Below are 13,529 nucleotides of genomic sequence, written 5' to 3'. Positions count from 1 at the left end.
TCTTAGCGCAGCGCAGAAGCCGGGTCCCGCGCGCATCGAGCCGGCGAGCGGGACGACCTTGGACGCATCGCGGCGCATGTCGCGGCTTGGCAGCGCTCCCTCAGTCGTGGTAGCGGCCGCTTCCATGGAGTTCTTGATTCCCTCGCGAACCGCGCGCCCCGCGGACGATCCCATCTTCGCGCTGAACGCGGAAGCGCAGGCGAGAAAGAAGTCCGGTGAGCCGGTCATCAACGCGACCGTCGGCGCGCTGCTCGACGACGACGGCAAGCTCGCGGTGATCAGCGCCGTCGTCGAGGCGCTGCGCCAGGTCCCGCCCGAGGTCGGCGCCGCGTACGCCCCGATCGCCGGACCGCCGGCCTTCTTGCAGGGCGTGATCGACGACCTCTTCGCCGGCCGTCCCGAGGCCTCCCAGGCGACCGCCGTCGCCACGCCCGGCGGCTCCGGCGCGCTGCGCCACGCGATCACGACCTTCCTCGAACCGCAGCAAATGCTGCTCACGACGGGCTTTTACTGGAGCCCGTACAAGACCCTCGCGGACGAGGCGGATCGCACCCTCGCCACGTTCCGCATGTTCGACGACAAGGGCCGCCTCGACGTCGCCGACTTCGAGCGCAAGCTCGCCGGCGTCCTCGACGCGCAGGGCCGCGCGCTCGTCTTCCTGAACACGCCTTGCCACAACCCGACGGGGTATTCGCTCGACGAAAAAGACTGGAACGGCATCGTCGACGTCGTCAGTCGTGCCGCCGGGCGCGGGCCCATCACCGTGCTGCTCGACGTCGCCTACGGACGGTACGCGAAGCAGAACCTCACCGAGACGTTCGCGCCGGCGCTGCGCCTCGCGGACAAGGCCATGGTCCTCTTCGCCTGGTCCGCGTCGAAGTCGTTCACGCAGTACGGCCTGCGCGTCGGCGCGCTCGTCGCGCTCTGCCCCGACGGCGGCGAGCGCGCGCGCGTCCAGAATGCGCTCACGTACGCGAGCCGCGGCACGTGGTCGAACTGCAACGCCACCGGCATGAACGCCATCGGCCGGGTCCTCGCCGATCCCGATCTCCGCGCGCGCGTCGATCAGGAGCGCGCGGCCTACAAGGACCTGCTCGACCGCCGCGTCGCGCGCTGGAACACGCTCGCGACCGCCGCGGGCCTCGGCTATCCCCGCTACGACGGCGGGTTCTTCACGACCGTGTTTTGCGAGGACGCTCCGGGTGCCGCGGCGCGTCTGCGCGCGGAGGGCATCTTCGTGGTCCCGGTCCAGGGCGCGCTCCGGGTCGGCCTCTGCTCCGTGGCCGAGCGGGACATCGATCGGCTCGTCGACGGGCTCCGGCGAGCGACGAACCCCTGACGCGTCGGGCGGGCCCCGACGACCGCGACGAAAATCGAGCGTTCTGATAACGTCTCGGCTCCATTGTTGCGCGCGCGGCGCGCCTCGGAGGCCGTGAGAATGGGAAGGTTCGAGATGGGTGCTACTCGCCGAAGGCCGTGGGGGCTCGTGGGAGTCTCGGCAGCTCTCGTGATGCTGCTCGGTGCATGCCAGGATGCGCTGACCCTGGGAACCGGGGAGCCGACCGGGACCCCGGGCGGCGCGGGCCCCGGCGGAGGAGGAGGGAGCGGCGGCGACGGCGGCGGCGTGCCCACGAGCTGCGTCTCGAACTCCGATTGCCCCGCGCCCACCGCGGTCTGCGACGCGAAGAAGTCGACGTGCGTCGAGTGCCTCGAGATCACGGACTGCGCCTTCCGCCCTGGCACGATCTGCTCCGAAGGCGAGTGCGTCTGTCCGGGCGTGGGGGAGTCGTTCTGCGGCGATCCCGCCCGTTGCGTCGATAAGCAGACGAGCAGCCAGGACTGCGGCACGTGCGGCCACGCGTGCTTCGGCGCGTGCACCGAGGGCAAGTGCGCGGACGCCTGGGAGCCGACGCCGACGCAGGACGCGCCCGCCGCGCGCTCGCATCACGTCGCCGTGTGGACCGGCGCGAAGATGATCGTCTGGAGCGGCAACACCGCCGGCGGCAACACGAACACCGGCGGCATGCTCGACCTCGGCACGGGCACGTGGACGCCGACGAGCACCGCGAACGTCCCGGCGCCGCGCGCGCGCGGCCGCGCCGTCTGGACCGGCACGCACATGGTCGTCTGGGGCGGCGAAAACGGGACGCCGGTCAAGACGGGCGGCGTGTTCAACCCGCTCTCGAACACGTGGTCGACGATGACCACGGCCGGCGCGCCCTCGCCGCGCTCCGGTCACACGATGGTGTGGACCGGCTCGAAGGTGATCGTGTGGGGCGGGTTCGACGGGACGAACTACCTCGGCGACGGCGGCGCGTACGACGTGACCGAGGACCGCTGGGAGGCGATCCCGGCGGGCGGCACGCCTCCGAGTCCGCGCTCGGATCACTCGGCGGTGTGGACCGGCTCGGACATGATCGTGTTCGGCGGCTACGGCTTCAACGGCGTCGAGGTCACTTACCTCGGCGACGGCGCGGAGTTCGACCCGGGCACGGGCGTCTGGAGCCTCGTCAAGGACGGCCAGCCGCCGGCGCGCGCGCGTCACGCGGCCGAGTGGACGGGCACCGAGATGATCGTCTGGGGCGGCTACGACCTGCTCGGTCCGGCCTCGATCGGCGCGCGGTACAAGCCGAAGATCGAGTGGAGCTTCATGACGACCGAAGGCGCGCCCGAGCTCCGGCAGTACCACACGGCGGTGTGGATCGCGCCGCGCCTCATCGTGTGGGGCGGCCAGAACGTCGACGGCAGCTACCTCAACACGGGCTCGCTCTACAACCCGGCGACGAACACCTGGAGCGCAAAGCCGATCCCGACGGCGCCCATCGGCCGCGCGCATCACACGGCCATCAGCACGGGCAGCAAGATGGTCATCTGGGGCGGCGTCACGCCCGGCGGCGGCGTCACGAACACCGGCGGCGTCCTCGATCCGGCGATCCTCCCCTGATCGATCCCCTGGGCGCGCCTCGGGCTCGCGATGGTATGGGCACCAACGAGGTGCACATACCATCGCGAATCGAGCCTCATTCGAGCGCGCCTTCTTCCACCGCCGCGACGAACTTGTCCTGCTTCTTCTGCTGCGCCCACATCACGGCCTGACGCGGCCGGATGAAGCCGGCGCCTTGCTGGATCTTCGGGTACTGCGGCATGGGCGCGGCCGTCGCGAGCAGGCCCTCGCGGATCTGCGCGGGCGTGAGCGAGGGGTTCGCTTCGAGCATCTGCGCCGCCACGCTCGCGGCGATCGGCGCGGCGAACGACGTCCCGTCGACGTGCTGGTAGTCGACGCCGATGTACTTCTGCCGGTTGATGCGCGCGCTGACGGCGTCGATGAGCCCGTTCACGCTGCTGCGCTCGTCGTGGCTCGCGCGCTGCTTCTGCTCGGAGAAACCCTGCTCCACGGAGAGCTCTTCGAGCACGGAGAGGAGCTGGAAGAGGGCGACCGCCTCCCGCGCGACGAGCGTGCCGGGCAGCATCGGCGCGGGCACCCAGATCGCCGGGGCCACGAGGTCCGGCTTGTCGAGCCCCTCGCGGATCGTGCCGTAGCTCGACGGCCAGAGCGACGCGTCGCCCTCGCGCTCGCCCTTGTCGTCGAGCCCGCCGACGGTGATCGCCTCGGGCGCGGACGCGGGCGGACGCGAGGGCCTCCCGGGCGTGTTTCCTGCGGCGGCGAAGACCGTGATCCCGGCGGCGACGACCTCGGCGACGGCGGCCTCGACCTCGGGGAGGTCGGGATCACTCGACGGCGCGGCGAGCGACACGTTGAGCACGCGGATGCCGAGGTGCGGGTAACGCAGCGGAAGGCGGATCGCGTGCGCGACGTTCTTGCCCGTGATCTTCCCCTCGCTGCTCATCGCCTTCACGAGCACGACCTCGGCCTCCGACGCGAGCCCGCGGTATCGCCCCCCCGAGACGTAGCCGTTTCCTGCGGCCGTGCAGGCGGTCATGGTGCCGTGCCAGGACGCGGCGCGCGGCGTGAAGAAGTCGTCGGCGACGGCCTCGTCGCGGGTCGCGTCGGCGTAGGCCTTGATGCGACGCTTCGGCCGCATGAGGTCGGGGTGCGGGTAGAAGCCGCTGTCGACGAGGGCGATGACGACGCCGCGGCCGGTGAAGCGCGGGTTGGCGTCGAGGCGCTCGGGGATGGAGAGGAGCTGGGGGCGGGCCATCGGGGGCGTGGTTGTGCACCGAGGGAGGGGGGACGGCAACGAAAGGCGTGGGAAAGCGTGTGGAGCGACGAGCCACACGACGTGCCGCCAGACCGCAGTTTGGCATGAAATCGCCATCGATCGCGGGTCGACGGTTTCCTACCCAGCGCGGGATCTCGGCGCACGCATCAAAATGAGCGCCTTGACATGAGCCTGCTAACACCGATACGCTGGGGACCTATGTTGGCCTTCGGTCCCACGCTGCTGGCGCTTCTGCAGTCCCGTAGGGAAATCTACATCGAAGCCCTGGGGACCGCAATCAAGAATTCTCAGGAGATCATTCCGGTCGCGCGCCCGGAATACGATCACGATGCGCTGTCGCAAATCATCGAAGGTTACATGGCGATGATTACCGAGGCCCTGGAAGGTCGCGATCCGCCCGAGATCGCGACGATGTATTTCGAGACCATCATTCCGTCGCTCGTGGCCGCCGGAGAGCGCGTGGACAGCATGGTTCACGTCACGGTGGGCATGATGGTCCTGATGGCCGACGATGTGGGCCGGCACGTGAACCCCGATATCCGGGCAACCACCATGGACTGGCTGTCCAAGTTCTTCGCCACGTGGGTCACGCGCATCATTTCGGTGAAAGGCGGCCCCGTGAGCAGCCTGCGGCCGTTGCGCTAGGCTAGCAGGCTGTTGAGAAGCGCCGCGAGCGCCCTGGAGCTAGGGAGGAGGGCGCAGGAATACAGGCGTATTCCGAGGACGACGACCGACGATCCAGGGCGCGCAGCAAGCTTATCAACAGCCTGCTAGATGATGCCGCGCAAGGCGACCTGAATCGCCAGCATCTCGTCGAGGACCTCCGCGAACGCGTCGAGGTCGACGCGGGTGCTGCTCCGCAGCCCTAGCACCTCGGCCCGCTTGCGCTCCCAGGTGAGCAAGAGCTTCGTCTCGACGCCGGAGTGACGGAGCTGGCTGGCGAGGGCCCGCGGCGGCTGGCTTTCGATCTCCCGGACCGACAGGACACCTTGGTCCACGGCGTGCGCGAAGACGCCGCTCGTGAAGTCTCGACTCATGATTTCGCGCTCCCACGTCGTGACCATGTTGCCAATGCGCCCGAGCTCTTGCGCGAGGAGCGCGACCTTGCGGATCGGGCCGAGCTCGGCCATGGCGACGCCTGGCGAGCACATGAGATCCAGCGTCGCATTGCACATCATGTGCATGTTGTGAGGGACATACGCATCGTGCTCCGCTGCATTTTGCAGCGCGGGGATCTGATTGACGAGCAGCGAGTATCGCATCGAATTGATGACCTGATGCCAGTCGTACTGGAGCACCCGGCAGAATTCGTGATATCTCGGCAATCGCTCGATCATGTCCCACATCCGCTCCCACAGGGACGAGGCGAATGCCAGGTAGGGATCGCCGACGGGGACGGATACCGTCCCCTGCCCCGTCAGGCGGTGGCTGAACAGCCCGATCATTGTTTCGAGCCGCTCTCGATCCTGCTTTTCGTCCGCGAGATCGTCGAGCAGGACGTCGGCCATCGCCCCCAAGGTCTTGATGTCGTTGAGCAGCGGCTTCAGATCGGGGTTCACGGACGGAAGCATCACGACGTCCATCCCCATCCGCGTCGACTTCCACAGGAACCTGTTCCTGTGGGGCATACCGACGGCCTCGTACTCCCGTATGAAGGATTCGAGCAGCGGTGAAAGCGGATATCGGCTGATCCGGTCCCGCATCGCGACGAGCGAGAGCTCCGGCAGCAACAAAAGCGGGGTCAGCTTCGTACCGGGGTCATCTTCTTGCCGCAGGAGCGCGGTTCGACGTTTTCCGAGCGCCTGCAACGTCGACGCGCCGCTCGAAACCTTCGTGAATCGGATGACGAAGCCGCCGATACCTGCAATGGGATTTGGAGCGAGGCCGGTCGAGCGGACCTCGCCCTCGGCGACGACGTCCTCACCGCCGGGACAAACCAGATGAACGGAGACCACGCTGCCCAGGGCGGGGAGACTCGCGGCAGGGATGAACATCCCACGTTCGCTGATGTTCGATACCTGCACCACGAACGACTGCTGCTCGTATTGTACGCGACACGTGAGGACCGGGGGCGCGGTGCCCAAAGGATCGAGCTGCCCTTCGCTGATTTCGGGCCCGCCCGCAGCGTCACCGCTGGAACGACCACCCATGCGCGCTCGACCGTGCTCGTGCGTACCCATGAGGCTGCCCTCGGAGCGACGTCTCGCGTGGCAGACGCGCTCTTCATAGAATGCCAAGAAACATCTACCAAATTCGGTGGTTCGTCAACAGAGACCTTCGGATCCGGCCGTGCTTCGCGTGGTCGAAGATGCCCGTATCGGATACCGCCGATACACGCCGCGTGCGCTGACGTCCTGCGCCGAGGTCGATGAATTCGAGTCGAACGCACCACGCCGCGGAGACCCTGCAAAGGCGATGACGTGTACTTTGCCGTGCTCCAGAGCACGACGACCGCATCCACGGACGCGACGAATGTTCGCAAAGCATCCCGAGGCGCGGATGTCGACGGATCGCCGAGCGCGCGGGGGCGAAGCGGTCGACGTTTCCACGTCGACACATGTTCGATCCATCCTGTCAAGTGGTGTTCCACGGTCGCCTCGGGCGTCCCCGTGGGAGTGGCATGCGCCCTTTGCCGACGCCGAACGACCAGCCTGGTCGAAACCTCACGCGAACGGAAGAGTCGTTTCCGTGCCCACGACGCCGCGGTGCTCGAAGCGCGCGGCGCCGTTGGTCGCGGCGTGACGGCGAACGGACCACGACCACCCGCGCAAGCCTGGGATCGAAGAGCACTTGTGGACGGACGGCCCCCGTGGTACCAGGCCCTCATGGATGCGTGGGCACATCACTTCGTCGAGCTGTGGCGAGCCAACCGCGAACTGATCGGCGTAACGATCGTCGAGCACATCAGGAGCAACCCCTTCCTCCCCGTGAAGTACGCGCTCCCGGACGTCCATCAGATGTTCGACGGATCGCTCGCGATGATGATCGAGAAGCTCGAGGGGAAAGAGACCATCGCGTGGGACACGTACATGGACTCGGTCATCCCCGCGTTCTACGGGCAGGGCGCGACGATCTCGGGCCTGGTCGGCCAGATCACTGCCAACGCGATGATTCTGTACAACATTCTCGTCCCGCGCGCGGCCGAGGAGCACCGTCAGAACATCGCTGATTTCCTCGCGCGGTGGTTCATCGAAGTGAACATGACCGTCATCAAGATCGGTATCGATGCCGGCGTGAAGAGCTGACCCCCTGGGGTCGCTCTTCGGATGGATGCTCGCGTCCTCGATGCGCGGGCGTGATCGCCGCGGCGATCGCCTCTCTCTCGACAACATACACGCTTCCTGATCCGGACATTCGGGGATGACCTGGGGCACGACGAGCCCTTTTTCTCCCTACGAAGGTATCCGTTTACGTAGGCGAGGCACTCTGTGACCACACGGCAGCCTTCCGGTGGCTCGACGCTCGAACGGGCCCTCCTGGCCCTCGAGAAGATGGAGGCCAAGCTCGCTGCGGTGGAGCGCGCCAAGGCGGAGCCGCTCGCCCTCGTGGGGATGGCTTGCCGATTCCCGGGCGGGGCGACGACGCCGGGGTTGCTTTGGCAACGCGCCCGCGCAGGCGTCGATTGCGTGACCGAGATTCCCCCCGAGCGATGGAGCAGCGGCGCCCGTCTGCCTCACCCCGCGGCGCGATGGGGCGGATTGCTCGAAAACGTCGACCAATTCGATGCGCCATTCTTCGGGATCGGTCGCGCCGAGGCGGCGGACATGGATCCCCAGCAGCGCCTCCTGCTCGAGGTGAGCTGGGAGGCGCTCGAGGACGCCGCCGTCCCGCCGACGCAGCTCTCCGGCAGCAAAACCGCGGTCTTCATGGGTGTGTCGTCGGCGGAATACCTCGAGCTGATCACGCCGACGCTGACCGAGCCCCACCCGTACGTGCCCGCAGGCAATGCGCGGTCCTTCATTGCAGGTCGGATCGCTCATTCGCTGGGGACCCAGGGCCCCTGCGCCACCATCGAGACGGCTTGCGCCTCGTCGCTCGTCGCCCTGCATTTCGCCTGCCAATCGCTGCGACGCGGCGAATGCGACCTCGCCCTCGCGGGAGGCGTGAACCTCCTCCTCTCGCCGGAGCTCACGTCCCTGCTCGCGACATTGCAAATCCTGTCGCCGGACGGCCGCTGCCGCACGTTCGACGCGAGCGCGAATGGATATGCCCGCGCGGAGGGGGTCGGCGTCGTCGTCCTCCGGCGGCTCTCGGATGCCGAGCGCCGCGGCGACCGGATCCTGGCCCTCGTGCGCGGCTCGGCCATGAACCACAACGGCCGCGCGGCGAGCCCGACAGCGCCCAACCTGAAGGCGCAGGCGGCCGTCATCCGCGCGGCCTGTCAGGATGCACGCGTAGCGCCCGAGCGCGTCGGCTACGTGGAGGTCCATAGCAACGGCTCTCCGCTCGGCGATCCCGTGGAGCTCGAGGCCCTGAAGGAGACCGTGGGAAAGCCACGAGCCGACGGGGCTACATGCGTCCTCGGCTCGGTGAAGACGCTCATCGGCCACGCCGAGGCCGCCTCGGGGATGGCGTCCCTCGTCAAAGCCGTGCTCGTCCTCCAGCAGGAGACGATCCCCCCGAATCTTCATTTTCAGAGCCTCACGCCGCACGTCTCGCTCGACGACACGTGCCTCGTCATTCCGACCGCGGAGATCCCCTGGAAGCGGGGTGATTTGCCGCGGCTCGCAGGGATCAGCTCGACGGGGCTCAGCGGCACCAACGTCCACGTGATCATCGAGGAGCCGCCGCGCGCGCCGCGCGTCGAGGCGGCGTCCGAGCGGCCGGCGCACCTCTTCGTGCTCTCGGGCAAGACCTCGGAGGCCCTGCGGGATCGCGCCAAGCAGATGCTCCGGCACCTGCCCGCGCATCCGGAGCAGCCTCTCGGGGACGTATGTCATACGCTCGGCGCGGGGCGAAGCCATTTCGAGTTTCGCTTCGCCGCGATCGTCGCCTCTCGCGCGGACGCGTCCGCCGCGCTCGCGGATTTCGTCGAGGGCGCGCCGGGCGCATATGTCGCGGGGCGCGTCGAGGGAGGCGCGGCGCGCAGACGCATTGCGTTCGTCTTTTCGGGCCATGCATCGCAGGCGCGGGGCGCGCTCTCCTCCCTCGACGCGGCGCCGCCGGCCTTGCGCGAAGCATTGCAGCGCGGAGACGACGCCGCGCGCGCTCTCCTCGGACGAAGCATCCTTCCCATCGTGACGGGCGAAGCAATCGATCCTCCTCCGGACGGCGCCGTCGACCACGAGATTGCGCTGTTCGTCCTCCAGTACGCGCTCGTCGAGATGTGGCAAGCGTGGGGAATCGAGCCCTCGGTGGTGATCGGAGAGGGCACGGGCGAATGCGTCGCGACGTGGGTGAGCGGCATGCTCCCGCTCGGCGATGCCATGGCGCTCGCGCTGGCCCGCGCGGAGCTCATCTCCTCCGGCGCCCGGGACGCGAGCGCCCTCGCGCAGGTGCTCGCGAAGGCCAAGCCCACGAGCCCGCGGCGCGCCGTGATCCCGAGCCTCGGCGGCGACGCGCAGGCCTCCTCCCTGCTCACGAAGGCCTACTGGGAGCGACAGGCCAAAGAGGCCCGCCCGCTCGCCACGATCCTCGCCGCGTCGTCCCTCCAGGGGAACGTGACGCTGGTCGAGATTGGGCCAGGACAAACGAGGACGGAGCGTGCTCCTCTCGTGGCGACCGCCTCGGCGATGCTCCCCTCGCTCGCTCCGGGCGTGCCACCCTTGCGGTCCCTCCTCGACGGCCTCGGCTCGCTCTACGTTCGCGGCAGCGATCCGCAATGGGAGGCGTTCGACGCGCCGCATGCGTATCGAAGCGCGCCGCTCCCGTCGTACCCATTTCAACGGCAGCGCTACTGGTTCGACGCGGCGTCCGCCCCGAGCCAGGAGCCGAGCGTCCCCGAGGGGCATCCGCTCCTCGGCCATGCCCTGCCGGCCCGCGCGGATCGGCCCGAGGTGCGCGCCTGGGAGATCGGCCTCGGCCCTTCCGCGAGGGCGAACATCGGGATCCAGCGCCTGGTCGGAGGCTCGTGGTTGTCCTCGGGCGGGCTCGTGGCCATGGCGAGCGCGGCGGCGCGCGAGACGTTCGGCGACGCGCCCCTCGAGCTCTCGTTATCGCTCGGCGACCCACCGGCCCTCCGCGACGAGGACGCGGCGACGATGCAGATCATCGCGACCCCGGACGGCGATCGAAAAGCGACGATCGGGCTCTTCTTTCGAGATCGGAGCCATTCCCCCTGGAAACGCGTCGCCCAGGGCAGCTTCTCGCTCGTCGAGCCGTCCGACGACGACGAGGAGCTCGCCCCGCCGAGCATGCGACCCGGCCGCCGGCAAAGCGTCCCCGCCGCCCTCTGGACACATCGGCTCGAGCTGCTCGGCGTCGAGCCCGCCGCCTTTGCGATCGACCAGCTCTGGCGAAGGGAGGGCGAGACGCTCGCCCGCGGGGTCGTCGGGAAAAACCGCGCCGACATCTTCGTGCGAGCCGTCGCCGCCATCACGTCGATCACGCATCCCGCGGCGCATGGTCGGCCCTGGATGGTCGAGTCGGTCGAGGGTCTCACGAGGACCTCGACGTCGGCCGAAGGCCGCGCGTGGCTGCGCGTGAATTGGGACGCGTATGATGTCTGGTCGGCGCGGGTCAGCGCCGAGCTCGTGAGTGAAGACGGCGACGTGCTCGCGTCGGCGCGCCGGATCGCTCTTCGCGCGCAGGACCCTGCCTCGGCGCTCCGCGCGCAGAATGAAGATCCGCTCGGAGGTGCGTTCATCGATCTCGTTTGGCGCGAGATACCGCCGCCCGTGGGTCGCGTGGCCGCTCGACGCGCGTGGATCCTCCTGACGGACACGGGGGGCGTGGGCCAGGCCCTCGCGGCGCAGCTCAAAGCCGCGGGCGACGCCGTCATCACGCTGCCTGCGGCTCGTCTCGAGCAGCAAATCGCCGAGCTCGACCTCGCGCTCGCGGTCGGCGCATCCTTCCACGGGATCGTTCATCTGGGTGCGCTCGACGCGCCCTCCAATGACGCGCTCTCGCCCGGATCGCTCGAGGACGCCCTGCGCGAGGGGCCGCTTTCCGCGCTCCGCGTCATCGATCGCCTCTCGTTCCGGGCGCACGTGCCGCGGCTATGGCTCGTCACCCGCGGGGCGCAGGCCGTCGGGGACGAGGCTCCGGCCATTGCGCAGGCAGGACTCTGGGGCCTCGGGCGCACGCTCTCGCTGGAGCGCCCCGATATGTGGGGAGGCCTCATCGACCTCGATCCGAGCGCGAGCGCGGACGAGACGACCGAGCTTTGCAAGACGCTCACGGCCCAGAGCTCCGAGGAGTACGTCGCGCTGCGCGGCGCCAGGCGATACATGGCGCGGCTCTCGCGGGCGGCGCTCCCCGTCCATCGTCCGCTCGAGGTTCGTCCGGACCGCACATACCTCGTCACCGGTGCATGCACCACGCTCGGCGAGGAGCTCGCGCGCTGGCTCGTGCAGCGCGGCGCGAGGAGCCTTCTCTTGCCCATCGAGAGCGGACAAACGCCCGGCGAATGGGTCCAGGCGCTCGAGGCGCAGGGGGCCCGTGTCTTCGTCGATTCGCCGGATCCGGCCGACATGGAGGCCATGCGCGTCTTCCTCTCGCGCGCGCCGCACGCCCTGGGCGGGATCTTCGACGCGGCGAGCTTTCAGGATGGGCACCTGCACCGGCTGACGAGCCGTGACACCGCGGACGCGCTGCGCGCCTCCTTTCGATCGAAATGCGTTGCGCTGTGGGTCCTGCATACCCTGACCGCGGCCGCCTCGCTCGATTTCTTCGTCACGTTCTCGTCGGCCGCCTCCGCGCTCGGCTGGGAGGGGCTCGGGATCGACGCGTTCGCGGCCGAATGCGTCGGCGCTCTCGCGCGAAACCGCCGCTGCGCCGGGCAGCGTGCTGCGGCGGTACGGGTCGCATCTCCCATCGATGCGCGGCCGCTCCGGACCGACCTCGAGCACGAAATGGTGGCCGCTGGGCTCCAGGGAATGCCGGCGTCCATGGTCTTGCTGGCGTCGGAGCTGGCGGTGGCGGAGGGCGCGGGCGTCACCACCGTCGCGTGGATCGATTGGGATCTCTTCGAGCAATCGCACCGGGCGCGCGCCGGGCGCTCCCTCTTCGAGGGGCTCGGGGCCTCGAGCGGCGCCAAAGCGGGCGCTCCCCAGCTCCGCAGACGCGTCGCCGCCGCCGACCCCCAGCAAGCGAGCCGGCTCATCGAGGGCGTCGTCCGCAACGAGGTCGCTCGGGTTGTCGGGAGAAACCAGGCCGACCTCCCCGCGAGCACGCAGGATCTCTCGACGCTCGGGATGGATTCGATCATGGGCATCCAGGTGCTCACGAACGTCAGCGCTGCTTTCGGCGTGAACCTGCCCGTGAGCGCCCTGCTCGAAAACACCACCATGGGCTCGCTCGCGGCCCGCGTCGCCAGAATGCTACGGCCAGACGAGCCGAGCAGCGCCGAGGATCCCGCCTCGATCAGCCCGCTCAGCCGTCGCGGGCTGCTCGTCGAGCTCGCCCCGAAAGGAGCGAAGCCCCCCTTCTTCTGTGCTCCGCCATTGACGGGCGCGGCGCTCATCTTCCAGGCGCTCGTGCAGCACATGGGGGAGGACCAGCCGTTCCATAGCTTCAACGCGCCCGGCCTCGATACCGACGCGCCGCCGTGCGACCGGGTCGAGGCCCTCGCCGATCATTTCATCCAGGCGATGCGGCAGGTGGCGCCCCGCGGCCCCTACCGACTCGGCGGTTATTCCTTCGGCGCGTTCGTGGCTTACGAGATGGCGCAAGTCCTGACGCGCGCGGGAGAGCGGGTCGATCTGCTGGTGCTCGTGGATCCGCCCGCCCCGCGGACGCCGAGCGGCACGGCGCGGCTCCTCGACATGGCGCGCATGTTCGAGCTCTCCCTCGACGAACCGAGCTTTCGGGCGCTCAGCCGGGACGAGCAAATCGCCTCCATGGCGAGCTCCGTCGGAGAGCGGCTGATGTTGCCCCCGGAGCTCGGCGAATCGAGCCGCCAATTGCGGCTGTATCGCGCGCACCTCGACGCCTTGATCGATTACGAGCCGCCCGCGTACGAAGGCGCGCTCACGGTGTTGCGCGCGCGGGACACGGCCGTGTGGGCCGCTCGAAACGGGCTGTTCTCCGGAGATCCCACCTTCGGCTGGGGCGCCCTCTGCTCGGGGCACGTCCGCTCGTATGAGGTACCGGGCCACCATTTCAGCTTGCTCGTCGAGCCTGCCGCCCGGGAGACGGCGGGCGTGCTCCGTCAGGTCCTCGAAGAGCTGAACCTCGGCTGAAGGCTGC

General features: G+C 69.0%; 7 protein-coding genes. 5 read left to right on the top strand and 2 right to left on the bottom strand.

Annotated features, from left to right (window positions below):
* The first annotated feature begins 124 nt into the window (after positions 1–124).
* Positions 125–1,339, top strand: coding sequence for an aminotransferase class I/II-fold pyridoxal phosphate-dependent enzyme (locus QHF85_RS04160; RefSeq protein WP_281325725.1), 1,215 nt, complete (start codon positions 125–127; stop codon positions 1,337–1,339).
* A 147-nt stretch (positions 1,340–1,486) separates the two neighbouring features.
* The gene (locus QHF85_RS04155) at positions 1,487–2,944 is read left to right on the top strand and encodes a kelch repeat-containing protein (RefSeq protein ID WP_281325724.1); all 1,458 of its coding nucleotides are present in this window, start codon (positions 1,487–1,489) and stop codon (positions 2,942–2,944) included.
* A 76-nt stretch (positions 2,945–3,020) separates the two neighbouring features.
* Here QHF85_RS04155 and QHF85_RS04150 read toward each other — a convergent pair whose 3' ends face one another.
* The gene (locus QHF85_RS04150; RefSeq protein WP_281325723.1) at positions 3,021–4,160 is read right to left on the bottom strand and encodes a S8 family serine peptidase; all 1,140 of its coding nucleotides are present in this window, start codon (positions 4,158–4,160) and stop codon (positions 3,021–3,023) included.
* 219 nt (positions 4,161–4,379) lie between these two features.
* Between QHF85_RS04150 and QHF85_RS04145 the strand changes: the two genes are divergently transcribed.
* A complete protein-coding gene (locus QHF85_RS04145) occupies positions 4,380–4,826 on the top strand; it encodes a hypothetical protein (protein WP_281325722.1) in 447 nt (148 codons plus the stop codon).
* 125 nt (positions 4,827–4,951) lie between these two features.
* On the opposite strand, the gene QHF85_RS04140 is transcribed toward QHF85_RS04145, so the two are convergent.
* Positions 4,952–6,331 (bottom strand): PilZ domain-containing protein, encoded by a 1,380-nt coding sequence (locus QHF85_RS04140; protein WP_281325721.1) that lies wholly within the window; start codon positions 6,329–6,331, stop codon positions 4,952–4,954.
* A 555-nt stretch (positions 6,332–6,886) separates the two neighbouring features.
* On the opposite strand from QHF85_RS04140, the gene QHF85_RS04135 reads away from it, so the two are divergent.
* Together QHF85_RS04135 and QHF85_RS04130 are read left to right on the top strand one after the other, a co-directional pair.
* Positions 6,887–7,426 carry a hypothetical protein gene (locus QHF85_RS04135; protein WP_281325720.1) on the top strand — a complete coding sequence of 180 codons (540 nt, stop codon included), beginning with the start codon at positions 6,887–6,889 and terminating at the stop codon, positions 7,424–7,426.
* Between the two features lie 183 nt (positions 7,427–7,609).
* Complete coding sequence (locus QHF85_RS04130; protein ID WP_281325719.1) at positions 7,610–13,522, top strand: type I polyketide synthase; 5,913 nt, start codon at positions 7,610–7,612, stop codon at positions 13,520–13,522.
* Positions 13,523–13,529 lie beyond the last annotated feature (7 nt).

The sequence above is a fragment of the Polyangium sp. 6x1 genome, from assembly GCF_029946515.1.
Classification (GTDB): domain Bacteria; phylum Myxococcota_A; class Polyangia; order Polyangiales; family Polyangiaceae; genus Polyangium.
Note: the sequence above shows the minus strand (reverse complement) of the source record. Positions and strands in the feature narration are given on the sequence as shown.

Excerpts from the sequence above, each read along its gene's own strand:
- QHF85_RS04160 (WP_281325725.1), top strand. The coding sequence starts at position 125 with ATGGAGTTCTTGATTCCCTCGCGAACCGCGCGCCCCGCGGACGATCCC.
- QHF85_RS04150 (WP_281325723.1), bottom strand. The coding sequence starts at position 4,160 with ATGGCCCGCCCCCAGCTCCTCTCCATCCCCGAGCGCCTCGACGCCAAC.
- QHF85_RS04145 (WP_281325722.1), top strand. The coding sequence starts at position 4,380 with ATGTTGGCCTTCGGTCCCACGCTGCTGGCGCTTCTGCAGTCCCGTAGG.
- QHF85_RS04140 (WP_281325721.1), bottom strand. The coding sequence starts at position 6,331 with ATGGGTGGTCGTTCCAGCGGTGACGCTGCGGGCGGGCCCGAAATCAGC.